General features: G+C 71.8%; 18 protein-coding genes and 1 tRNA gene. 4 read left to right on the forward strand and 15 right to left on the reverse strand.

Translation table 11 applies throughout. The features are described 5' to 3' along the window. The first annotated feature begins 448 nt into the window (after nt 1-448). On the forward strand, nt 449-928 hold the full coding sequence (locus ACOJUF_RS10415; protein ID WP_420121800.1) for a DUF4232 domain-containing protein: 480 nt from the start codon (nt 449-451) through the stop codon (nt 926-928). 205 nt (nt 929-1,133) lie between these two features. Continuing rightward, nucleotides 1,134-1,487: a VOC family protein gene (locus tag ACOJUF_RS10420; protein ID WP_420121783.1), complete on the forward strand. Its 354-nt coding sequence runs from the start codon at nt 1,134-1,136 to the stop codon at nt 1,485-1,487. A gap of 54 nt (nt 1,488-1,541) precedes the next feature. Here the strand turns inward: ACOJUF_RS10420 and ACOJUF_RS10425 are convergent, their stop codons facing one another. Next, nucleotides 1,542-3,512 carry an alpha/beta hydrolase family protein gene (locus tag ACOJUF_RS10425; RefSeq protein WP_420121784.1) on the reverse strand — a complete coding sequence of 657 codons (1,971 nt, stop codon included), beginning with the start codon at nt 3,510-3,512 and terminating at the stop codon, nt 1,542-1,544. 213 nt (nt 3,513-3,725) lie between these two features. Here ACOJUF_RS10425 and ACOJUF_RS10430 point away from each other — a divergent pair, with 213 nt between their 5' ends. Both ACOJUF_RS10430 and ACOJUF_RS10435 read left to right on the forward strand, forming a co-directional pair. Continuing rightward, nucleotides 3,726-4,874, forward strand: coding sequence for a fascin domain-containing protein (locus tag ACOJUF_RS10430; RefSeq protein WP_420121785.1), 1,149 nt, complete (start codon nt 3,726-3,728; stop codon nt 4,872-4,874). A 48-nt stretch (nt 4,875-4,922) separates the two neighbouring features. After that, nucleotides 4,923-6,203, forward strand: coding sequence for a hypothetical protein (locus ACOJUF_RS10435; RefSeq protein WP_420121786.1), 1,281 nt, complete (start codon nt 4,923-4,925; stop codon nt 6,201-6,203). A gap of 174 nt (nt 6,204-6,377) precedes the next feature. Here ACOJUF_RS10435 and ACOJUF_RS10440 read toward each other — a convergent pair whose 3' ends face one another. The 14 genes from ACOJUF_RS10440 to ACOJUF_RS10505 form a co-directional block, all read right to left on the reverse strand. Beyond that, the gene (locus ACOJUF_RS10440) at nt 6,378-9,245 is read right to left on the reverse strand and encodes a BTAD domain-containing putative transcriptional regulator (RefSeq protein WP_420121787.1); all 2,868 of its coding nucleotides are present in this window, start codon (nt 9,243-9,245) and stop codon (nt 6,378-6,380) included. A 58-nt stretch (nt 9,246-9,303) separates the two neighbouring features. Beyond that, complete coding sequence (locus tag ACOJUF_RS10445; protein ID WP_420121788.1) at nt 9,304-10,152, reverse strand: hypothetical protein; 849 nt, start codon at nt 10,150-10,152, stop codon at nt 9,304-9,306. Continuing rightward, nucleotides 10,149-10,490 carry a Sec-independent protein translocase TatB gene (locus ACOJUF_RS10450; protein ID WP_420121789.1) on the reverse strand — a complete coding sequence of 114 codons (342 nt, stop codon included), beginning with the start codon at nt 10,488-10,490 and terminating at the stop codon, nt 10,149-10,151. The genes ACOJUF_RS10445 and ACOJUF_RS10450 overlap by 4 nt, the downstream gene beginning before the upstream one ends. Then, the gene (gene tatC / locus ACOJUF_RS10455; protein WP_420121790.1) at nt 10,490-11,404 is read right to left on the reverse strand and encodes a twin-arginine translocase subunit TatC; all 915 of its coding nucleotides are present in this window, start codon (nt 11,402-11,404) and stop codon (nt 10,490-10,492) included. The genes ACOJUF_RS10450 and tatC overlap by 1 nt, the downstream gene beginning before the upstream one ends. A gap of 69 nt (nt 11,405-11,473) precedes the next feature. Continuing rightward, nucleotides 11,474-11,767 (reverse strand): Sec-independent protein translocase subunit TatA, encoded by a 294-nt coding sequence (tatA, locus tag ACOJUF_RS10460; RefSeq protein WP_420121791.1) that lies wholly within the window; start codon nt 11,765-11,767, stop codon nt 11,474-11,476. 87 nt (nt 11,768-11,854) lie between these two features. Next, entirely contained in the window at nt 11,855-13,189 is a 1,335-nt protein-coding gene (locus ACOJUF_RS10465; protein WP_420121792.1) for a Dyp-type peroxidase, read from the reverse strand. Nucleotides 13,190-13,224: 35 nt separating this feature from the next. After that, nucleotides 13,225-13,842 carry a hypothetical protein gene (locus ACOJUF_RS10470; RefSeq protein ID WP_420121793.1) on the reverse strand — a complete coding sequence of 206 codons (618 nt, stop codon included), beginning with the start codon at nt 13,840-13,842 and terminating at the stop codon, nt 13,225-13,227. A gap of 11 nt (nt 13,843-13,853) precedes the next feature. Then, nucleotides 13,854-14,354: a carboxymuconolactone decarboxylase family protein gene (locus ACOJUF_RS10475; protein WP_420121794.1), complete on the reverse strand. Its 501-nt coding sequence runs from the start codon at nt 14,352-14,354 to the stop codon at nt 13,854-13,856. Continuing rightward, the gene (locus ACOJUF_RS10480) at nt 14,351-15,127 is read right to left on the reverse strand and encodes an MBL fold metallo-hydrolase (protein WP_420121795.1); all 777 of its coding nucleotides are present in this window, start codon (nt 15,125-15,127) and stop codon (nt 14,351-14,353) included. The genes ACOJUF_RS10475 and ACOJUF_RS10480 overlap by 4 nt, the downstream gene beginning before the upstream one ends. 26 nt (nt 15,128-15,153) lie before the next feature. Further along, entirely contained in the window at nt 15,154-16,065 is a 912-nt protein-coding gene (locus tag ACOJUF_RS10485) for a fumarylacetoacetate hydrolase family protein (RefSeq protein ID WP_420121796.1), read from the reverse strand. A gap of 52 nt (nt 16,066-16,117) precedes the next feature. Then, nucleotides 16,118-17,428 (reverse strand): MBL fold metallo-hydrolase, encoded by a 1,311-nt coding sequence (locus ACOJUF_RS10490; RefSeq protein ID WP_420121797.1) that lies wholly within the window; start codon nt 17,426-17,428, stop codon nt 16,118-16,120. 182 nt (nt 17,429-17,610) lie between these two features. Then, nucleotides 17,611-17,687: transfer RNA gene (locus ACOJUF_RS10495), tRNA-Pro, on the reverse strand. Nucleotides 17,688-17,952: 265 nt separating this feature from the next. Further along, nucleotides 17,953-18,912 (reverse strand): metallophosphoesterase, encoded by a 960-nt coding sequence (locus ACOJUF_RS10500; protein WP_420121798.1) that lies wholly within the window; start codon nt 18,910-18,912, stop codon nt 17,953-17,955. A gap of 81 nt (nt 18,913-18,993) precedes the next feature. After that, nucleotides 18,994-21,273 (reverse strand): penicillin-binding protein, encoded by a 2,280-nt coding sequence (locus ACOJUF_RS10505; protein ID WP_420121799.1) that lies wholly within the window; start codon nt 21,271-21,273, stop codon nt 18,994-18,996. Between the last annotated feature and the right edge of the window lie 71 nt (nt 21,274-21,344).

Here is a 21,344-nt window from a genome sequence, read left to right on the forward strand (position 1 = left end):
GCGTGGGCCCGCGGGGGGGGCCGGGCGGGGGGGGGCGCCGCGGCCGGGGGTTTGGTTGGGGGGGGGGGGGCCCCCCCCCCACCGGGGGCGCCGCCCCCCCCCCGGCCGGTCGGGCCGCGGATCCCGCGGCGGAAACGATGAGGCCGATCGACGGGTCGGTGGGGGACCCGGCGTCCGATCCGCCGGTGTCCCGCGGATCCGGTTCGGGTGACCGGGCCGACCCTGACCCGAGCGGCTCGGCCGACCCGGGCGCCGACGACTCCTCCCGGCCGCGGTCGACGACGGGACCGGGGGCGTTGGCTCCACGGCGGACCCGGACGGGTCGACCGATCTGCATCGGCCGGGTGTCCTGCCGTCGACCCGGCTCGAACCGCCACTGGACGCCGATCGGCCCGACGGGCCGGCGCCGACCCCCGACCAGGCCCTGACCACGGCCGACCTGACCGGCCTGGTCCGCCGGCCGGCCTCCGACCCGGTCGACGATCAGCGGTGCACCCCGGCGGACGTGCGGCTGTCCTTGACTGGCCTGGACGCGGCCGCCGGGCATCGCTACGCGCAACTGGTCGCCACCAACGCCGGCGACCGGACCTGTCAGCTGCGCGGGTGGCCCGGAGTCGGATTCCCCGGCGCCTGGGGAACCGCGTTCCCGGTGATCGCGGAGCAGGTCGACCCCTTGATCGAGCGGGTCGGCGTGCCGGTGGCCGATCCGGGCGTCGCCGTGTCGCTGCCGCCGGGCGGTCGCGCGGTCGCCGATCTGGAGTGGACCGGTGCCCTGGCCGGCAACCGTCAGGAGCGGACGTCCTTGATCGCGGTGCAGTTCGCCGACGGGGGCGCTGCCGCGGCGCTGCCGGTGCCGGCCGGCAGCCAGATCGACCTCGGCGCCGAGACGACCGTGCGCATCGGCCCGTGGGGCGCTGCGGGCACCTGAGCCCGGGGCCTGGCGGGCGCCTGAGCCGGGCCCGCCGGTTCCGGCTGTCCGGGTTCCGCAGCGACCGGGTGCCGCCCGACCGGGTGCCGCCCGTCCGGGCGGCGCCGTCCGGGGACAGGACCCGGACCCACCCGATCCGGCCCGTCGCGACGCGCGCGGCGGAACCGGGTGGACCGCGGGCCGTGACGACGGCAGGATCGACCGGGTGCTGACTCGTGTGGACCACATCGACCTGAAGGTGCCCGACCTCGCCGTCGCGCTGGACTTCTTCACCGCCCTCGGCTTCGTGGAGGTCCGGCGGACCCCGGCCCGCGGGTCGGTGGAGGTCGCCCTGCCCGGCGAGGGGCAGGTGATCTTCGAGCTCCGGGAGGATCCGGAGCTCGACCGGTTCGTGATGGATCACATCGCGTTCGGCTCGACGGACCAGGCGGCGGACGCGGCCGCCCTGTCCGCGGCCGGCCGGTCCTTCAGCCGGACGAATACGTTCATCCCGGTCACCGGCAAGACGATCTCCGACTTCACCGATCCGTGGGGCAGCCGCTGGCAGCTGTCCGACTGAACGGGGTCCGGGGCGGCCGGGACCGCCCCGGTCACCCCGCCGGCACCGCCCCGGTCACCCGGCCGGCACCCGCCGGGCCAGGACGTCCCGCACGAAGGCGACCTCGCAGGCCGTCTGCCGGATCCGTTCGGCCACCACGCCGGACCCGTGCCCCGCGTCGTACCGGTAGACCGCGTACTCGGCGCCCCGGTCCGCCAGCGCGTCGAGGTAGTTCTCGATCTGCCGGATGGGGCACCGGGGATCGTTCTCCCCGGCCAGCACCAGCACCGGCGCGCGGACCCGATCGACCCAGGTCAGCGGGGACGAATCGCGGTAGGCCGCGGGGACGTCGGCGGGGGATCCGCCGAACAGGGCCCGGTCGTAGGCCCGCAGCGGCTCCATCTCGTCCTCGTACGCCGCCGGGTAGTCAGCGACGGGGACACCCGCCACCCCGGCGGCCCACCGCTCGGGCTGGACGCCCAGGGCCAGCAGGGTCAGGTAGCCGCCCCAGGAGTAGCCGCAGATCACCGAGCGGTCCGGATCGGCGACCCCGGTGGCCAGGAGATGGTCGTGCACCGCCGCGATGTCGGACAGTTCGACGTGCCCGACCCGCTCGGTGAGCGCGTCCCGCCAGGCCGAGCCGTAGCCGGTGGAACCGCGGTAGTTGACCTGCACGACGGCGAAGCCGGCGTCCAGCCACGCGGCCCGGGCGGCGTCGAACGCGTCCTCGTCCGCCGCCGCCGGCCCGCCGTGCACGGAGAAGACGGTGGGGAAACGCTCGCCCGGACCCGGGGTGGCCAGGAACGCGTGCACCGGACCACCCGGCCCCGGCACCCACAGATCCCGGACCGGCTCGCTGCCCGGCGCCGGCTCGCCGGGCGGCGCGAACAGCGGCCCGTCCGTGCCGTCCGGGGCGACCGCCCGCAGCCGCCCGGCCGTCGCCCCGTCCGTCCACCGGTACCAGACCGCGCCGTCCGGCCGCGGGGTCGCGCCGGTGACGACCCCGCGCGCGGTCGGCAGGGCGGTCAGCGCGCCGGAACCGAAGTCGTAGCGGTGCACCGTGGTCCGCCCGGCGTGGGTGTGCAGCACGATCAGCGCCGTCCCGTCCGCGGTGAAGTCGGCGTCCAGGTCGCCGGGCAGGTCGAGCAGCAGCTCCGTCGCGTCGCCGGACACCGGATCCCAGATCAGCAGTTCGTCCCGGCCGCGGCGTTCATGACCGACCAGAATCCGCTGGTCACCCGGGATCGGGCTGACGGCCAGCGGCTCCAGACCCCGGCCGGGCGCGTCCGACAGGTCGGCGAGCACGCGACCGTCGTCGACGGTCAAGGCGCGCAGCGCCGGGTACCGGGCGTCGCCGTGCTCGGTGTGGGCGAGCACCCAGATCGTCTCGTCGCGGGTCAGCGCGCCCACCGAGGCGTCCTCGGCGTGCCGGTAGACCACGCGGGAGGGCCCGCCGGCCACGGACAGGTGGATGCGGGAGCCGTCGTCGTCGGCGAAACCGGCCAGCACGACCCGCCGACCGACCTCGACCCCGGCCGGGTACCCGGGGGGCACATCCGGCAGCGCCGGCCGGGCCGCGCCGGGCGGCGATCCGGCCGGTCCGCCGCCCGGCCCGGCGCCGAACGGCTGGGCGCGCCAGGAACCGAACTCGTCCCCGTCCCGGTCGTCGAACCACCACAGCGTCGCGCCGTCCGCGGCGAGCGTGGCCATCGAGGTGCCGTCCGGGCGGTCGGTCGCGGCCAGGTGCCGGTCGGCCGCCACGTCCCAGATCCAGATCTCGGACCGGCCGGTCGCGGTGGACACGTAGAAGGTGTGGTCGGGCGCATCCCGGGCCGGGTGGGGAAGACCGGTCCGGATCGCGGTGAACCGGCGACGCCAGCGCTCGTCGGCCGCCGGGTCGTCGAACAGGTGCGCGGGCGGCCGGAACCGGGGGTGCTCGACCGTCCGACCGCCGCTCCCGCCCCCGGTGCGGTCGGTGCTGTCGGTGCCGTGTGTGCTGTCGGTGCTGGACGGCGCGGGGGAGCGGTGGTCGGGATCGGTCGGCATCCCTGCATCCTGCCCACCGGTCCGCCAGCCCGGTCGGGCGGCCCGAGTCGCCGTCCCGCGAATCGTGACCTACTGTTCAGGCACGCTAACGGACAGTCGCCGTCAGTGACCCCGAGTCGCCGGCGGTGGCCGTCACCGGCCGACTGGGGTGACCGGACTCGCCGCCGCGCGAGGCCGGGTCGATCATGAACCGTCCCCGACGAGGGTGGTGCGATGCGCAACCGCAGACGAACGATCCTGGCCTGTGCCGTCGTGACGGCGCTGGCCGCCACGATGCTGCTGGGCGGCCCGCCGGCCGGGGCCGCGCCCGTGGCCCGGGCGGCCCTGGCCAACTGCGACGGCGCGAACCCCACGCCGGCGGCCCGGGACGCCGCGGTCCGCACCACCATCGGCGTGGCCAAGACGATGGGCATCGGGCGCGACGGCCAGATCATCGCCGTCATGGTCATGCAGCAGGAGTCGTCCATCCGGAACCTGGCCAACGACGGGACCAGCCAGTTCAACTCGTGGCCGTGGCCGGGCAAGGCCTACTGGCTGGCCACGGCCAAGCTGTCGCTGCGCTACCCGCACGACCGGTACGGCGTGCGTGACGGGGCCTACAACGCCGACTCGATCGGCCTGTACCAGCAGCGCCCGGCGTACGGCTGGGGCGACTACGGCGCGAGCACCCGGCGGACCGATCCGGGCGGGGTGGTCCGGCGGCTCCTGGACCCGCGGTGGGAGGCGATGGCGTTCTTCGGCGGCGGTCGCAGCGCCGCGCCCACCGGCGGGCTGCTCGACGTCGCGGGCTGGCAGTCGATGTCCAAGAACGACGCCGCCCAGCGGGTGCAGGGGAGCAACACCCCGAACGCCTACGGGCAGTGGGAGACGCTGGCCACCCAGTACGTCGACCGCAACCAGGACGCCCCGGCGGTCGACCTGCCCTGGTATCCGGGCGGTGGTCAGGACCTGGCCGGCTGCTTCGAGCCGCTGACCGTCAGCTTCAACGCCCGCGCGAACTCGCGGTGGGTGACCGCGGAGAGCGCCGGCGGGGCCCCGCTGATCGCCAACCGCACCGCGGTCGGGCAGTGGGAACAGTTCGACCTGATCCTGCTCGGCGGCACCGCGGTGGCGCTGCGGGCCCGCGCCAACGGCCGGTTCGTCTGCGCCGACAACGCCGGCGCGTCCAGCCTGATCGCCAACCGCGACGCCGTCGGGGCGTGGGAGACCTTCACCTACTATCCGAACTCGGACGGTTCGGTGAGCCTGCGGGCGGCGGCCAACAGCCGGCTGGTCACGGCGGAATCGGCGGGCGGCGCCCCGTTGATCGCCAACCGGACCGCCATCGGCGCCTGGGAGATGTTCGACATGACCGGCTCCTGAGGCCGGCGCGGAACGAGCCGGCGGACGGGCCGGCCGGACGGGGGCGCAATGGCGGCGGTGGACGGCCTGGCCGAGGTGGCGGCCTGGGCGACGGCCGCCGAGGGGGCGGTCCGGTCGGCCGGCTGGCAGGACGAGCGGGCGATCGACCGAGCCCGCGAGCGGACCGATCGGCGGCTGGCGGCCGCCCGTGAAGCCTTCGGGCGGCCCGCCCTGGACGCGCTGGCCCCGTCCGGGGAGTGGTCCCGCCGGCTGGCCGAGATGCTGCACCCCGACCGGGACGCGGACGCGCCCGCACCGACCGGCCCGGACCAGGTGCTGGTCGCCGCGCGAGCCGAGGCGGACGCCGACGCCGCGGTCTCAGTGGCCCGGCTCGCCCTGATCGAGGCGCAGCGGGCCGTTCTGCTGGCGCGGGCGACCGCCGTCCGGGCCGGTGATTCGCCGGCGGTGGCCGCCACCGTGCGGGGTTACCGGCCGCTGCCGCCCGGGCATCCGACCCTGACCCACGGCCGGGAGCTGGGGGTCGGGGTCGGTCGCGAACTGGGCACCGTGTTGCGCAGCCGGCCGCGGTCGATCCTGGTGAAGCTGGCCATCAGCCTCGGGCTGGGCCTGGCGTACCTGGGGTTCATCCGGCTCTTTCAGTGGGACGACAAGAGCGAGCTGCTGCCCTACCTGGCGCTCTATGCCCTGTCCGGGGTGATCGGCGGAGTGGTCTGCACGAACGCGCTCAGCTGGGACGCGACCCGGGTGCGCGAAGCGCTGACCAGCGGGCGACGCCTCTGGCACATCCTGCTCAGCAAGAACCTCATGATGTTCCTGCTGGTCGGGGCGGTCGGGGTGGTCCTCAGCGGGCTGCTGGCCTGGAAGGCCGACGCGTACGGCAGCACCCTGGCCAAGGCGCTGGGCCAGCTGGTCACCATGATGCTGCTCTGGCTCGGCGTGGGGAATGTGCTGTCGGTGATCTCCCCGCTGCGGGTCGAACCGATCAAGGCCCGGCTCAAGGACGGCACCCTCAAGCCGTTCCTCCTGTCGTTCGTGGTCTCGTACGGCATCGGCCTGGGCGTGAATCTGATGTTGACCTGGCGGGTCTGGGCCAAGCAATCGATGATCCAGGAGTTGGGCGGGGTCACCGTTCCGGTGCTGACGCTGGTGCTCAGCGGCCTGGTGCTCTACATGTTGCTGACCGTGCTGGCGGTCACTCTGGCCGACCAGCCGCGGTTCCGTCGGGCTCTCCTGCGGGAGATGGTCGACTACCGCGCGACCGGGACGGCGCCGGCGGCCGAGCCCGGCCCGGCGCGGCTCACGAACGGCGGTTCAGGGCCCGGCGACTGATCGGAACCAGCCGGCGTGACGACTCTTTCGCGTTAAGCAGCCGTGAATCCGGGCCAGCGGGCCGGCCAGGTCGCCCTGGCTGGTTCCGTCGACTCGACCGTCGCAGCCGCTGCTTCAGTCCTGATGCAGTTCCGATCCAGTCGGGCGGCTCGGCTCGGCGGCGTCGCGGCGGAGCTATCGGGTCGTACGAGCCGCCGACGGGTCGAAGATGTCGGCCGGCGTCAGCCGTTCGCCGTCCTGCCAGGCCTGCTCGAACCCGGCCCGTCCCAGACGCTCCCGGGTGAGCGCCAGCAACGGACGGGTCAGCTCACGGTTCGGCCAGCCCATGGCCGCTCGTCGGGTCGCCGCATGCGCCGCCGCGTAGATCCGTGCCGCCCGCGGGAATTCGCCCAGCTGGGCCATGAAGTTGGCTTTGGTCTCGGTGAACATGCCGATCGCCCCGCTGCCGAGACGTCGGTGCATGGCCACGCATCGATCGACCCACGGGATGCCGTCCTCGGGTCGGCCGGCCATCAGCGCGGTGATGATCAGCGGCGCGGTCGAGATGTAACCGGCCGCCGATTGGTCAACGGCCTCGGCCCGTCCGTGCACCGCCAGCGCCAGCGCGACGGACTCGTCCAGGCGACCGGACGCCAGCAGCGCGCAGCACCCCACGGCATCGGTCAGCAGATCCAGGTTGGTGTCGTCACCGGTGTCGGTGACCCACTGCAGGAGCCGGTGCAGATCGACCAGCAGGTCCCACGCCTCGCCCGTGTAGCACGACATGGCCAGGAAGACCAGGGCCTCACCGACCTCGACGAGGCGGGTCGGTGCGGCGCCGCGGACCTGCCCCTCGACGCCATCGATCAGCGGCCGGACCAGGTCCATTCGCCGTTGCTGGGCCAGGATGGCGGCCAGGGCGAGCCGGGCCAGCAGCTCGTCGACCGGATCGCCCCCGTTGTCCGCATCCTGGCGCAGGAGGTCGTGGCCCAGCTGCAGCCATCGCCCGGCCTCGACCAGGCGGGCCCGGTAGTACCAGTACTGGGACAGGCGGCCGGCCAGCCGGCCGCCCCCGGCCGTCGGCTCGTCGATCAGCCGGCGGGTCAGCGTGGCCCGCACGGTCGCGTCGTCGTCATCGATGGCTCGGAACCACCCGGCCTCGGCGGCCGTGCCGGCGGGTGGCCGGGCCGCGAGCAGATCCGTGGTCCACCCGTCCCGGCGATCCAGGCAGACCGCGGTTTCCCGGGCCTGGTCCAGTGCGTGGCGGGCGTGGCTGCGCACCGTGGCCAGCTGCCGGAAACCGCTGGGCCGCAACGGGTCGGTAGGCCGCTCGGAGCTGAGCAGGGACCGGTGCACGAGCTGGGCGAGCAGGTCGTCGGCGTCGGTGTCGGTGCCGACGACGGCGGAAGCCAGCCCGGCCGTGAAGGTGCCGGGCAGCACGGACAGCCGGCGATGGGCGATCCGTTCGTCCTCGGCGAGCAGCTGATGGCTCCACTCGATCGCCGATCGCACCGTCGCCCGGTGGTCCCCCGGCCCCCGGCCGACCCGGCTGAGGCGCCCGGGATCGGCCGTCACCTGCCGGGCGATGTCGTCGAGCGAGTGGCTCAGCGCCCGCGCCGCGGCGAGCTCCAGGGGCAACGGCAATCCGTCGACGGCGAGGCTGATCTCCCGGGCTCGGGTCAGCACCTCGTCGGTCATCTCGAGGGTGGGGGCGACGGACGCGAGCCGCTGCAGGAACAGCTCGACGGCGGGTGCCTCCGCGGCGCCGGAGATGCTGCCGTCGGGCTCGGGCAGGGCGAGCGGCTCGAGGGTCCAGATCGTCTCGCCGTCGATGCCGATCGGCTCCCGGCTCGTGGTCAGCAGGCAGCTGCGGTCGCCCGCATCGCTCAGGGCGACCCGCACCACCTGGTCGACACCGCCCAGGACGTGCTCGCAGTTGTCCAGCACCAGCAGGATCCGCCGGCTGTGCAGGTAGCGGCGCAGATCCTGCAGCGGAGTGGCCCCGGCGGTGGGTGCGAAACCGATGGTGGACACGACCACGTCCACCACCAGATCGGGCTCGGACACCGCGGTCAGATCGACGAACCACACGCCGTCGGGGAAGGCCTGCACGACGGCCCGGGCGGCCTCCACCGCCACCCGGGTCTTGCCGCATCCGGCGGCGCCGGTGATCGTGACCAGCCGGTTGTCCCGAACCAGGGTGGCCAACCGGGGCAGCACGTCGGCCCGCCCGACCAACGGGGTCAGGGCCGATGGCAGGTGCACCTCCACCTCCCGCGGACGGATCGCGGGACGCTCCGGTCGCCGATCCAGCGCCGGGTCCCGGGACAGGATCCGCCGGTGCATCTCCTGCAGCTCGGCCCCCGGATCGATGCCCACCTCGTCGGCGAGGACCTGCCGGGCCGCCTGGTAGGCGTGCAGCGCCTCCTCACCGCGCCCGCTCCGGTACAGCGCCTCCATCTGCAGGGCGCGCAGCGGTTCCCGGAACGGGTTCGCGGCGATGAGCACGCTCAGGTCCCCCAGCGCGGCGTCGGCGGCGCCGGTGGCCAGCAGGCCCTCGACCCGACGCTCCTGCAGCTGGCCGCGCAGCTCCTCCAGCCGCGTGACCGCGGAGCGCGCCCAGTCCGCCTCGGCGAGCGCACCGTACGGTCGACCGCGCCACAGGGCCAGGGCGGCGTCGGCCCGCCGGACCGCAGCCTGCGCGTGGCCGGCGGCCAGCAGGTCCCGCACTTCGCCGGAGGCCTCGGCGAAGAGCAGGGAGTCCAGGGTCGAGGGACTGCCGACGAGCCGGTAGCCGTCGCTGTCGTTGACCAGGACGGTGGGCGCCTGGCGGCGGTCGCGATCCGGTTCGAGCAGCTGCCGCAGCCGCCAGATGTGGGAGACGAGGGTCGATGCCGCGCCCGCCGAGATGCGCTCGCCCCAGGCCGCTTCCATCAGGGCGTCGACCGAGACCCGCTGGTTGACGTTGATCGTCAGCAGGGCCAGCATCGCCGCCCCCCGGGTCCCCACCACGGGCCGGTCGTGGGCGCCCACGGCGACCACCAGCGCACCCAGGTCCCGCACCCGCATACCCGACGCTAACGCATCGCCCGGCCGGCGGCCGGGTCTAGAGCAATGGCACCTACACGGGGATGATCTTGCAGAAGAACGGATGCGGGTAGGCGAATCCGCGGTGCACATAGCAGCGGGTGATGTCCTCGAGAAAGTTCGGGTCGAACACCATGCCGAGCAGGAAGTACTTCATCGAGTCGGTGTGCGCGTAATTGACCAGCAGCACGGCCTGGTCCGGATCCAGTGCCTGGAGGGGGAAGGAGGAGCGGATCCCGGCGACGTCGAAGTACCGCGGAAGGACCTCCTGCCAGGCGTCCCACAGCGCGTTCCCGTCGCCCGGACCGGGGAACAGGTTGAAGAACTGGATCGCGTCGGGATCCAGGGACACGTGCGCATACTGCTGCATATTGCGGAAGGCCCCCACGGTGAAGGCCCGGAGGTGTCCGGCGAGCGAATCGAACGCGGACTCGTCCTCGCGCCAGGCGTTCACGGCGGCGTCGGCCGCAGCGGTGGTCTCGAATGTCACCAACAGGACGAGGTCCGCCACCGGGTTGGAGAGGGCAAATGCGTCGGCCGAGGCCAATCCGGGGAATCGCTCGACCTGCGTGGCCCGCCGCGCGGCGATGTCGGCGAGCATGCGCTCGCAGAACGACTGGTCGAACGGGACGGCCCCACCCATCTCGCTGCGGTCCAACTCGCGGTAGAGCGTGACGTCGACCAGACCCGTCCGGGATGCGTCGGCCCGCAGCGACCGGACGAAGGACCGCACGTGCGGGACGGTGCCGGGTACGTCGTCGGTCTTCAGGGTGACGACGACGAAGCCGCTCGTCACCGGTGGGGCGGCGATCGCCTCGGTGAGGGTGACCGCCGTTGGGTCGGTCACGCCGTTGAAGGCAAGCTTGGTGAAATCGACGGTCATGAGGCACTCCGATTGATGGTGGTGGAAACGGGATTGGCGGCGGCATCGACGGCGTCCGGCGGAATCGGGCCGATGAGCCGCCCGGGAGCCAGGTCCAGCAACTCGCGCAGCTCGGGAAGCTGCCGCATCGACTGCAGTTCGGCGATCTGCCGGCGCAGGTCGGCGATTTCGGGCCCGAGTTCGCGGACGAGGTCCGCCTGCGCTCCGGACGCCATCGTCCGGACCTTGCGGGCGCCCGTCAGCACCCAGCTGACGGCGGTGGGGATCCGCTCGGGGCCGAGGACGAAGACACCCACCAGCACGATGATGGAGATCTGGCCCCAGGAGAGTCCGAACATCAGGTGCTCACCTCATTCGAGTCCGGAACCGGCAGGATCGACGGCGAATCGTCGGGCAGGGCGTGGGTCGCCCGCCGCCGGGCGAGCCGGCGGTCGTGGATCCGGGCGACCTGGACGGACAGCTCGTACAGCGTGATCAGCGAGACGGCCAGCGCCAGCATGGTGATCGGGTCGTTGCCGGGGACGATGAGGCCGGCGAACACCACCAGGGCGAAGACTGCGTAACGGCGCCAACTCCCGAGCTGGGCGTGCGACACCACGGACATCCGGTTCAGCATGATCAGCAGCAGCGGGAGTTCGAAGGACACGCCGAAGACGATCAGCATGGCGATCAGGAAGGAGAAGTAGCTGTCCGGGGTCAGCGCGGCGATGGTGGCGTCACCACCGAATCCGAGCAGGACGGTGAGGCCCTCCCGGATGACGAGATAGGCCAGGACGGTCCCGGCGAGGAACAGTGCGGCGCCGGCGGTGGCGAAGGTGATCGCGTAGCGGCGTTCCCGGGTGTGCAGCGCGGGCGTCACGAACCCCCAGAGCTGGGAGAGCCAGACCGGTGCGGACAGCACGCTGCCGGCGATCAACGCCGACTTGAGCTGCAGTTCGAGCGCCGAGAACGGACCGGTGGCCAGCAGCCGGCAGTCCCCGCCGCCGAATCCTGAGCCGCCGAAGGTGACCCGCTCGGTGGCCGGGACCGCACAGTACGGACCGGTGAGCACGTCACCCAGGCTGGGCAGCCCGATCGCGGGAATGCCGTGGCCGAACCACACGAACCCGACGCCGGCCCCGACCAGCAGCCCGAGGGTGGCGACGAACAGGCGGCGACGGAACTCGTTGAGGTGATCCAGCAGCGGCATCGCCCCGTCGGCGGGCCGGGGCTCGCGGTTCGGACGGCGCCGCACGGTCAGGTGCAAGGACATGTCGACTCCTTCATGGTCGCCGGCGCGCGGGACAGGATGTCGGCCCGGTCCGCGCCCGCGGGCCCGGCGTCAGGGGCGGACGCCGGCCCGGTTGACCGAAACGTCGGTGAGCGGAGAGTGGGTCGCGGGTACCGAGCCGGCCGGAACCGCGACGACCGGCACCGCCACCGCGGGGGCGAGTGGACCGTCGTTCACCGGAACCGCTGTCGGCTCGTCCTGTTCGTGCATGGCCGCCACCTCCGACTTCAGGATGCGCAGCGATCGACCGACGCCGCGGGCCGCGTCGGGCAGCTTCTTCGCGCCGAACAGCAGCACGAACGCGCCGATGATGATGAGCCAGTGCCACCAGGACAGACCGCCCATGATGATTTCTCCTTGCGCGGGCGCCCGGTCGCCCGGGCGCTGGGGGCACGCCCGCGGATGCGGTCGTGGTGAGGAAACGAAGCGGGGTCAGAGGTCGGCGAGCCAGCCGAGCCCGGTCAGGCCGGGCATGAAGAAGTACTCGCCGCCCTGCAGGGTGTTGAACGTCTCGATGCCGTCGATCCGCCGCGGCGGGATCCCGGGCACGGTGAAGTAGGAATTGCTGTCCTGCACGCCGAGCATCGGGTCTTTCTCGGTGCCGCGGCCGATGAAGTTGCCGGAGTTGATCCATTCGCTCTGCAGGAACTCGACGGTGTCGATGGCCCGAGCGCCGACGGCGATGAAATCTAGGCCGCGGGGCCGGCCGTCGTCGTCGAGGGCGTCGTCCCGCAGGGGGGCGCCATAGGTGGTGGAGCGCCGGATGAGTCGGTGGATGGTGACGTTCGTGAGCACCTTCAGCTCGGTGTCCCGCGGGTTCATCCGGCGCACGTGCGAGCCGAGCGGGGTGCGCAGCCCCCGCGGGTCGCCGTGGTAGGTGAAGGCGTTGTTGCGGGAATCGTCGGCGCCCAGCGCCGCGTCGTCCCGCTCCGGGGCAAGGGCCAGTGGGGCGCCACTGCGCCAGCGGCCGACGAGCTTGGCGGCCAGCAGCTCTCGACCTTCGGCGGTGTCGGCGCCGCGGTGCAGGTAGCGGTTGAACGCGGCGACATGCGAGTGGTACTTGCGGAAGACGAGGAACGTGCCGTTGCGGCCGAGTTCGGTCGGGGACGGCATCGGCAGCGGGTACCCGCCCTCGGCCGGGTACCCGAGGACGAACTCGCCCGCCTTGATCGGCCGCCCGTCGCCGGGCCGGCCCTCGACGCCGCTGCCCTCGACGACCGGCTGGGTGAAGCCGTCCTTGAAACCGAACGCGTTCGTGCCGTTCGGCTGGTTGCCGAAATCCTGGCGGAGCACCATTCGCACGCCGTCCAGGTCACCCAACGCCGTCTCGTAGTCGCGCACTTCCTGCTGCCACGCCGCCGCCGATTGCGCGATCACGGTGACGGCCAGGTGGACCCGACCGGTGCCGAACGGCTGTTCCCACCGCGCCGGGTCGTTCGGGCCGTGATCGCGCAGCCGGTCGGCGCGGGCGGCCATGCCCTCGCGAAAGGGCTGCGGGAACGACTCGAGCGAGGCCGCGGGGACGCCCAGCGCCCGAAGTCCCGGAAAGGTCAGCGCGACGGACGTCCAGGCCGGGCGGGGTTCGTGCCAGGCGGCGGCCGACGCCACCCGGGTCCGCAACCGGCGCAACGCCTCTCGGCCGGCGGCCGCGTCGGTGATCTCCAGGAGGGCGTGCGTGCCGTAGTACGGGGCGGGCCGGGGCCGCAGCACGGTGGCCTGGATGTCGTCCAGTTCGAGGGTCGGCCTGGTCAGCCGCCGGTGCAGCATGATGCCTCCTTGGCCATCGGTGGTGCCGGGCCTGGTTAGTTGAGCTTCTGCACGAACGAGGTGACGTTCTTGTCCTGCTCCAGCAAGCGCGCCTGCTCGGCGACCGTGAGCTGCGGGTTGGCGACGAACCAGCCGGACGCACCGACCTGGATGCTCGCGATGAAATCCTTGACCTGCGGCGAGTGAATGCCGGGCCAGCCCTCCACGTTGCCGAAGATGTAATCCATCAGGTCGGGGATCTTGGTGGCGAAGTCGTCGATGTAAGGGTCCCACTCGCCGTCGTAGGCGGTGCAGAACAGCAGCCGGGTGTCGTTGTCCAGCAACACGAATCGCATGTCGTGCACGGTGCCGACCAGACTGGCGCCGGCGAAGTTCCCGTCCAGAATGGCGAACAACGTGCGCAGCCGCTTGGCGCCGTTCGGCTTGAGGGGCGCGATCACGGTCAACTCGGAAACCTGGCCGCTCTTGAGCCCGGTCCGGCCGGCGGATTCCACCGCGTGGGCGTTCAGCACGTCGCGATCGGCGAACGTCTGACCCACGACGATCTTCATGGTGGTGGCCGAGTGCGCCAGGTGCGCCTCGACCTGCTGGCGGACGCGCGCCGGCAGCCGTTGGTACTTCGCGTCGAGTTCGGCTTCACCGGTCTCGGGCATGGTGGTCTCCTTCACTGGGATGGGGTACTGCGGGCTGACCGGACGGGAACGTCGACCGGGACCGGGGTCGCGGCGGCCGCCGAGACCGACACCCCGCGCTCGGCAAAGACCTTCCGGGCAGTCTGCGTCGCGTTGATGGCGCGGGGGAAGCCGCAGTAGACGGCGGCGTGCAGGAACGTCTCGACGATCTCGTCGGGGGTCAGGCCCACCGCCAACGCCAGGGGGATGTGCGCCCGCAGTTCCGTCTCCTCGCCGCCCTGCGAGGTCAGCATGCCCAGGGTGATCAGTTGTCGATCGCGCGGTGACAGCGCGGGCCGGGAGTAGCTGTCGCCGTAGGCCCAGGCCACCGTCTGGTAGCCGAGCTCCGGGGAGATCTCCCGCAGCGAGTCGGCCAGCTCGATGACGCTCTCACCGTTGATCCGCTTCAGCACCTCGAGTCCGCGGTCGTAGCGTTTCTGGCGAATGGTGGTCTCGGTCGCGGCCGTGTCGGTCATGTTGGTCATGTCGGTCATGTCGCTTCTCCTTTGAGCTTGTCGCTGATCTTGTCCAGGGCCTGGTCCACCGATTGCCGCAGCGGGCCGTACCAGGCCGGCCCGTGGCCGGGCACGAACATGTCCGCCTCGATCTCCCGCAGCGTCTGCAGGGAGCTGATGGCGCTGCTCTGGTCGTGGGTGAAGAAGGAGGGCAGGAGCCGGGGTCCCAGACCGGTCAGCGTGGGATGCCCACTGACCAGCGCGTCTCCCGTCACCACCACCCCGACATCGGGCAGCAGGTAACTGGTGTGCCCGGTGGTGTGGCCGGGGGTCGGGATCGGGTACGGCCGCCCGGGCAGGTCCAGCGAGCCGGCCCGGGGGAACGGCCCGGCCCCCGGCGTGGTGATCTGGTGCAGCCCGCCGGCCTTGACCACCTGCACCGCCCAGCGCACCACCTGCGGCCGGTACAGCAGCTTGGCCACGTCCTTCGGGCCGCCGGTCTCCACGTTCTCGCCCCGCGCGTTGGCCACCTCGGCCGGCGCCATGTAGATCGGCACGCCGTAGTTGTCGTGCAGGTGGTTCAGCGCACCGGTGTGGTCGGCGTGGGCGTGGGTGAGCAGCACCGCCCGCAGGTCCTCGGGCCGCCGGCCGAGCGAACGGATGGACCGTTCCACCTCCTGGGTGTCGCCCTCCCAGCCCGCGTCGATCAGGGTGAGGTCCGTGCCGGCCCGGATGATCACCCAGTTCACCTGGGTGCCGGTGAAGGCGAAGACGTTGTCCGCGACCTCATGCGGGTCGATGCCGGTCGACATGGCCGATGCTCTCCTTGCTGTCGAGGTCATGACGCGACGATCCGGTGCTCGACCTCGCCGACGCCGTCCAGGACGAGCCGCAGGGTGTCGCCGGCCTTGAGCCAGTGCCCGGTCTCCGTCCCCGATCCGCCGGGAAGCGTTCCGGTGCCGAACATCTCGCCCGGCATCAACCGCTCGTCCCGGGACGAATGGGCCAGCGCCTCCCCGACGCTCCACTGCAACCCGCGGCTGCTCACCGTGCTGACGGTGCGGCCGTTGATGATCACCGAACCGGTCAGCCGGTCCAGCCGGGGCAGCAGTTCGTCGGCCGTGACCGCGGTGGCCGACAGGGAGCTGATGAAATGCTTGGCCTTCTGCGGGCCCAGCCCGCTGGCCATCTCCGCGCGCTGGACGTCGCGGGCGCTGAAGTCGTTCAGCAGCACGAACGCTCCGATCGCCTCGACCGCCTCGCTCGGCGTGGCGTTGTACAACGGGGCCTTGAGCACCCAGCCGAGCTCCAGCTCGAAGTCCAGCCCCTTGGAGTAGCTCGGGAACGCGATCGGTGTCCCGGTCGGTACCACCGTCATCGCGTTGCCGAAGTAGTAGATGGGCTCGGCGTAGAACAGCTTGTTGGGCTTGAAGCCGGGGAACGGCCGGCGGGTGACCAGCTCGACGGCCCTGGTCATCCGGTAGGAACGCGGGTAGAAGCGCTTGACGATGCCCCGGCTGGCGTTGATGTTGTGCTTCTCCGACAGCAGGTAGTCGCGGAACGACAGCGGGGCGAACGGCAGCAGCGAATCGGTCTGCGCCAGGTGCCGGTCGGCCGTCGCGAGTTGCCAGTCGTCACTGAACGGCGACGGGCCGAAGGGCAGCTCGCCGTTCAACGGTCGCCACTGCCCGTCGGTGGCGGATGCCTGGGTCTGCAGTCCGGTGGTGGTCCGGATACGGCGAATCTTCATGATTGGGCTCCGACGCGGACGGTGACGTTGCGGTGACGGGATGGATGGGTGGTCATCGACGCACCGGCAGCGGAATCTGGTCGCGGTCGTTGCCGACGACGATGCGGCCCCTGAAGTCCCGGCCGATGATCTGCTTCCACAGGAAGTCGGGACAGTCCACGGGGTTGGACGGGATCAGGTGGGTGAGTGCCAGCACCGGGACCCCGGCCGCCGTGGCGACCTGCCCGACCTGGTCCGCCCGGGTGTGCGACTCATGCAGGTGCGAGAGCAGAGGGTTGTCCTGCCAGTTCTGGCCGGGGTTCTTGATCTTGAAGTTGGTGAGGATCAGATCCCAGTTCATCACCTCGTGGACCAGGATGTCCGCCCCCTTGGCCAGCGTGATGACGTTGTTGGCCGCCGGGTTGATCTTCCGGGGGTCCTTGGGATCCTCGGCGCAACTGGTGTCACCGCTGAAGACCACGGCTCCCTCGGCCGTCTCGAACCGGTACGCGAAGCAGGGAAAGACGCTGCCGTGGGGGACCAGGATGGCGCTGACCCGCACCCGGTTGTCCTCGTGGAGCTTGAACGGTTGCATGAGCGGCGCCGTGTTCGTCGAGCTCGCCCCCACGTCCGCCGGGATCGGATTCTCGATGATGTTCTGCTGCAGTCCGGTGATGGGTTGGGTCCCGTCCCCCCGTTCGAAGACGTTGTAGCTGTAGGCGTATCCCTCGTTGAGCCGATTGATAAGGTCCTTGGTGCCCGGGACCGGGTTGTTCGGCGCGATGATCTCCGGAACGGGTTTCCCAGGCGGGACCACCGGCAGGGCGCCCGCGGATCCGGGTCCGTAGACGTACAGCGTGTTCTGCAGCTTCGGCGGAACGTCCGATCCGACCGGGTAGGGAAGCCGGTCGCCCTCGGCGTTCGGCTGGCCCCCCTCGAGCAGGAAGTAGTTGTAGAAATCGCCGAGATGGTCGGCGTGCAGGTGGGTCACGAACATGGCCTGCAACCGGTTGAACAACAACCCGGAGTTGAGATACTGCGTGACGCTGCCGCGGCCCGCGTCGATCAAATAGTTGTAGCTCTCCTTGCCCTCCCGGACCGTCAGCACGCTCGACGTCCCGCAGCGTCCGTACTCGGCCTGCGGACCGCCGGACGTCCCCAGCAGGGTCAGCATCGTCCCCTGGGGTTGCGACGCCCGGAACGGCAGCACCTGGATGAACGGCGACACCGACGGTGCGGCCGACGCGGGCGTCGCCGCGGCGATCGAGCCGGCAACGGCCATCCCGGTGCCGGCCAGGGCGGCCCCGAGCACCGACCGTCGTCGGACCGTGCGCGGCGGCTCGGCGGAGGCGGACACGGGCGGGGGTGAATCGGTGGCGCACATGATGTCTCCCGGCGGGGTGATGGGGTGGTGTCATCACGGTGCCGGGAGCCGGTCCAGTTCCGGTCCAGTCTGAATCCAAGCGCTGGGGTGCCCGTCGCCGCGGGGCTTGGATCGGCGCCGAAAGACGACGCCAGGAGACGACAAAGGCCCTGGCTCGACGAGTCGAGCCAGGGCCTTTGGCTTGGTCGGGGTGACAGGATTTGAACCTGCGACCTCTTCGTCCCGAACGAAGCGCGCTACCAAGCTGCGCCACACCCCGAAAGCCTTGACGAGTCTAGCCGATCCGCGGAGCACTCCTGACCACTTTCCGGCCGGGTCGGGCTCGGCTCGATGATCGAGCCGACCTTCCGCCCGCCGATTCCTCTTCGCTGCCGGGCTGATCAAATCGGCACCCTGCGCCCGAGATGTCGGACTCTCTGCCGAGATGATCAGCCCGACGCGCTTCGCCGACCCGCGTACGGCGGGCCGTGACACCGCGGCAGTCCGTCCGGGCGAGCAGCCACGGGCGGGACGGCCGGCGTCGGTCAGGCGGGCCGGGCGCGCAGGGTCAGCAGGGTGGCCTCGGGCCGGCAGCAGAAGCGCAGCGGCATGTACGGGCTGGTCCCCAGACCGGCCGACACGTTGAGCATGGTGTGCGAGCCCCAGCGGGAGACCCCGCGGGCCCGCGACCGGTCGAGCTCGCAGTTGGTGGTCAGGGCGCCGATGCCAGGGATACGCACCTGACCGCCGTGCGTGTGCCCGGCCAGGACCAGGTCGTAGCCGTCGAGGGCGAAGCGGTCGAGCACCCGGGGCTCCGGCGTGTGGGTGACGCCGATCCGGACGACCGCGTCGTGGTCGGCCGGCCCCTCGATCAGCTCGTAGTGGTCGCGCCGGGTGTAGGGGTCGTTCACCCCGGCCAGGGCGATCCGTTGGCCCCGCAGGTCGATGGTCGTCCGGACGTTGTTCAGGTCGATCCACCCGCGTTCGGCCATCGCCGCCCGCAGGTCCGGCCAGGGCAGGCTCGGGCCGCGCCGCACCACCCGGTCCTTGGGCACGAAGTACTTGTGCGGCGACTTGGGCACCGGGGCGTAGAAGTCGTTGTTGCCGAAGACGAACGCGCCGGGCAGGTCGAGCAGGCCGCCGAACGCGGCGACGGCGGTCGGCACCGCCTTCAGATGGGACAGGGTGTCACCGGTGTTGATCACCAGGTCGGGCCGCAGGTCGGCCAGCGCGGACACCCAGTCGATCTTGTGCCGGTGCCCGGGCACGATGTGCAGGTCGGACAGGTGCAGCACCCGGATCGGCCACGAACCGTGGTCCAGCACCGGTAGATCCACCCGGCGCAGCGCGAACGCGCGCGGTTCCACCAGGGCCGCCCAGGCGACGGTGGCCACCCCGGCCAGGGCCAGACCGCCGGCGGCCGCCGCGACGGTGCGACCCGGTCGTCGGGTCGTCCGGGACGGGCGGAGCGGGGCGCCGGAGGCGGCACCGGAGACGAGGGCCATGATCGGCAGCCTAACCGTCGGGCCGGCGGGCGGCGGCCCGCCCGGCCCCTCGCGGCCGCCCGCTGACGGCCCTGCGGCCGGTCAGCCGGCCGAGACCGTCAGGGTGATGGCCCCGCCGGGGATCGCCGTGTCCTTGGGGTTCTGGTCGACCACGGTGTTGGCCGGGACGCCGGTGCCCTGCTTGGTCAGCGGCTCGCCGACGGTGAAGCCGGCGGCGGTCAGCTGGTTCTTGGCGTCGTCGATCTTCTTGCCGATCACGTTGGGCACCACGGTGTTCGCCGAGCCCTTGATGTAGGTCGCGGACGCCGGCCGGAAGAACGTGTCCGGCTGGCCCTCCTTGAGCGGCTTCATCGTGGCGAACCAGGTCGCCGCCGGAGTGGCGCCGCCGCCCATGCCCGCGCCGCCCATCGCCTCGTCCGTGGAGCACGACCGGATCGGGTCCTTGCAGATGGACTGCGGCCGTGGCTCGGAGTCCCACAGGATGACCGACGCGCTCATCTCCGGGGTGAAGCCCAGGTACGCCGAGGACTTGTACTCCTGCGTGGTGCCGGTCTTGCCGGCCGCCGACCAGGTCCAGCCCGCCGCGGTCGCCGAGGCGTTCGCGGTGCCGCCCGAGGCCAGGTCGCTCTCCATCGCCACGCTCAGCGTGCGGGCCAGCTCGGCCGGCACCGCCTGCTGGCATTCCGGCTTGTCCCAGGTGACGAACTTGCCGTTGCGGTCGGTGATGGTGTCGACGGGCGTCGGCGGGCACCACCGGCCGTCGGAGGCGAGCGTGGCACCCACGTTGGCCAGCTCGAGCGGGCTGACCGGGGAGACGCCGAGGGTGAACGAGGCGATCTTCTGCGCGGTGATCTGCGCCGCGTAGTCGGTGCCGGCGTTGGCGAACGCCGGATCCACCTCACCGGCGTCGAGCAGGTAGCCCTTCATGCCCAGCGCGACCGACATGTCGGCCACCTTCTGCAACCCGACCTGGTCCTCCAGCGCGACGAAGCCGGTGTTGGGGGACGTGGCCAGCGCCTGCTGGAGCGTCATCGACGTCGGGTAGCTGGTGGTGGCGTTGCGGAACGTCGCCGACGGCACCAGCGGGCTCTGGTACTCGGCCGGTACCGCGATCGTCGTGTTGGTGCCGAGTCCGGCCTCCATCGCGGCGGCCGCGGTGAACACCTTGAACGTCGATCCCGCACCGAGCGGGGCGAACGTGGTGGGCAGCCGCTGCACCGTCTCGCCCTTGGCCGGATCCAGGCCGTACGGCCGGTTGGCGACCAGGGCCAGCACCTTGCGCGGTTCGTCCTTGCCGACCACCGCGACGGTGTTGGCCAGCCGCTCGACGCCCGGCACCGACGGATCGGCGTTGGACGTCGCGGCCGCCTTGGCCGAGGCCATGACCTTGGGGTCGAGCGTGGTCTTGATGGTCCAGCCGGCCCGCGCCACCGTGGCCGAGTCGAATCCGGCGTTGGACAGGTAGTCCAGCACGTACTGGCAGAAGTAGCCGTTGGTCTGGGAGTTGTCCGCCGCGATGCAGCCGTTGCGGGTGCGGTTGGGGTTCAGGCCCAGGTCCTGCTGCTTGGTCGCGTCCGCGGTGGCCCGGGAGAGCCGGCCGGTGCTGACCATGACGTCGAGCACGAGGTCGCGGCGGTCCCGCGCGTCCTGCACGTGGTTCTCGTCCAACGGGTTGAACTTCGGCGGGTTGTTGACCATGCCGGCCAGCAGGGCGGCCTGGGCCAGCGTGAGCTTGTCCGCCGAGGTCCCGAAGAACCATTGGGACGCGGCCTCGGCGCCGTATTGGGACGGGCCGAAGGCGACCAGGTTCAGGTAGCGCTCGAGGATCTCGGCCTTGCTCAGCCGCTGCTCGACCTGGAGCGCGAGCTTGGCCTCGCGGAGCTTGCGGATGGGGGTGGTGGCGATCGCGTCGGCCTTCTCGGCCTCGGTCTTGGCGTCCACCAGGTACAGGTAGTTCTTCACGTACTGCTGGGTCAGCGTCGAACCGCCCTGCGCGGCGGCGTCCTGCTGGGCGTTGCGCAGCAGCGCGCGGACCGTGCCGCGCCAGTCGACGCCCTGGTGCTGGTAGAACCGCCGGTCCTCCATCGAGACGACCGCCACCTGCAGGTAGTCGGAGATCGAGGACAGCGGGACGTAGACCCGGTTCTGCTCGTAGATGGTCGCGATCGGGGCGCCGGTGGAGTCGGTGATCGTGCTGCGCAGGGGGATGTCCGCGGTCAGCGGATCGGCCTGCGCGTCGTCGATGGCGTCGGTCACCGCGTTCGTCGCGATGCCCATACCGACGGAATAGGGAAGGAGAAGACCGGCCACCAGCACCCCGGCCAACAGGGTGCCGAGAACCAGACGCCCGAGGCCGCTCATCACACGCACCGAACCAGGTTACCGGCGGTGACGTGTGGAAATGGTGATTCAAGGATGCTCACCACAGGTTC

The sequence above is a fragment of the Nakamurella sp. genome, assembly GCF_048594475.1.
In the GTDB taxonomy this organism is placed as follows: Bacteria; Actinomycetota; Actinomycetes; order Mycobacteriales; family Nakamurellaceae; genus Nakamurella.

Bases quoted from the DNA above. Each gene is read 5' to 3' on its own strand.
- ACOJUF_RS10445 (WP_420121788.1), bottom strand. From the start codon at position 10,152: ATGACCGTCGATTTCACCAAGCTTGCCTTCAACGGCGTGACCGACCCA.
- ACOJUF_RS10465 (WP_420121792.1), bottom strand. From the start codon at position 13,189: ATGCTGCACCGGCGGCTGACCAGGCCGACCCTCGAACTGGACGACATC.
- ACOJUF_RS10490 (WP_420121797.1), bottom strand. From the start codon at position 17,428: ATGTGCGCCACCGATTCACCCCCGCCCGTGTCCGCCTCCGCCGAGCCG.
- tatA (WP_420121791.1), bottom strand. From the start codon at position 11,767: ATGGGCGGTCTGTCCTGGTGGCACTGGCTCATCATCATCGGCGCGTTC.
- tatC (WP_420121790.1), bottom strand. From the start codon at position 11,404: ATGTCCTTGCACCTGACCGTGCGGCGCCGTCCGAACCGCGAGCCCCGG.
- ACOJUF_RS10480 (WP_420121795.1), bottom strand. From the start codon at position 15,127: ATGTCGACCGGCATCGACCCGCATGAGGTCGCGGACAACGTCTTCGCC.
- ACOJUF_RS10505 (WP_420121799.1), bottom strand. From the start codon at position 21,273: ATGAGCGGCCTCGGGCGTCTGGTTCTCGGCACCCTGTTGGCCGGGGTG.
- ACOJUF_RS10500 (WP_420121798.1), bottom strand. From the start codon at position 18,912: ATGGCCCTCGTCTCCGGTGCCGCCTCCGGCGCCCCGCTCCGCCCGTCC.
- ACOJUF_RS10430 (WP_420121785.1), top strand. From the start codon at position 3,726: ATGCGCAACCGCAGACGAACGATCCTGGCCTGTGCCGTCGTGACGGCG.
- ACOJUF_RS10475 (WP_420121794.1), bottom strand. From the start codon at position 14,354: ATGACCGACATGACCAACATGACCGACACGGCCGCGACCGAGACCACC.
- ACOJUF_RS10435 (WP_420121786.1), top strand. From the start codon at position 4,923: ATGGCGGCGGTGGACGGCCTGGCCGAGGTGGCGGCCTGGGCGACGGCC.
- ACOJUF_RS10485 (WP_420121796.1), bottom strand. From the start codon at position 16,065: ATGAAGATTCGCCGTATCCGGACCACCACCGGACTGCAGACCCAGGCA.
- ACOJUF_RS10450 (WP_420121789.1), bottom strand. From the start codon at position 10,490: ATGTTCGGACTCTCCTGGGGCCAGATCTCCATCATCGTGCTGGTGGGT.
- ACOJUF_RS10425 (WP_420121784.1), bottom strand. From the start codon at position 3,512: ATGCCGACCGATCCCGACCACCGCTCCCCCGCGCCGTCCAGCACCGAC.
- ACOJUF_RS10470 (WP_420121793.1), bottom strand. From the start codon at position 13,842: ATGCCCGAGACCGGTGAAGCCGAACTCGACGCGAAGTACCAACGGCTG.